The following is a 551-nucleotide window of genomic DNA, read 5'->3' as shown; positions in this document are numbered from 1 at the left end:
GACCAGGACTGGGCCTACCTGCCGGCGGTCATGCCCGTGGCCTCCGGGGGGATTCACGCCGGGCAGATGCACCTGCTCCTTTCCCTCTTCGGGGACGACGTGGTGTTGCAGTTCGGGGGCGGTACCATCGGCCACCCCATGGGCATCCAGGCGGGGGCCACGGCCAACCGGGTGGCCCTCGAGGCCATGGTCAAGGCCAGGAACGAGGGCCGGGACATCCTGGCGGAAGGCCCCGAGATCCTGAAGAAGGCGGCCCAGCACTCCAAGGCCCTGGCCGCCGCTTTGGAAACCTGGGGGAGCGTCACCTTTGACTTCGCCTCCACCGACACCCCCGACGTCCTGCCCACCCCGAGCTAAAGAAAGGGAGGTAAGCCATGAGGATCACCCAAGGAACCTTTTCCTACTTGCCGGACCTCACCGACGAGGAGATCGAGGCCCAGATCCGCTACATCATCCAGAACGGCTGGGCGGTTTCCATCGAGTACACCGACGACCCCAGCCCCTACAACGTCTACTGGCACATGTGGGGCCTGCCCATGTTTGACCTGGAG

2 protein-coding genes are annotated in these 551 nt (G+C 65.3%); both read left to right on the top strand.

The window, feature by feature from the left end; genetic code table 11:
• Positions 1 to 357, top strand: a 357-nt coding sequence (locus AC01Y6_RS11160; RefSeq protein ID WP_476671599.1) for a RuBisCO large subunit C-terminal-like domain-containing protein, incomplete at its 5' end; no start/stop codon positions are given.
• 17 nt (positions 358 to 374) lie between these two features.
• On the top strand, positions 375 to 551 hold a 177-nt coding region (locus tag AC01Y6_RS11155; protein ID WP_476671600.1), incomplete at its 3' end, for a ribulose bisphosphate carboxylase small subunit.

The organism is Thermus sp., assembly GCF_056332225.1.
The sequence above is the reverse complement of the archived record's forward strand: the minus strand, read 5'-3'. Positions and strand labels throughout refer to the sequence as shown.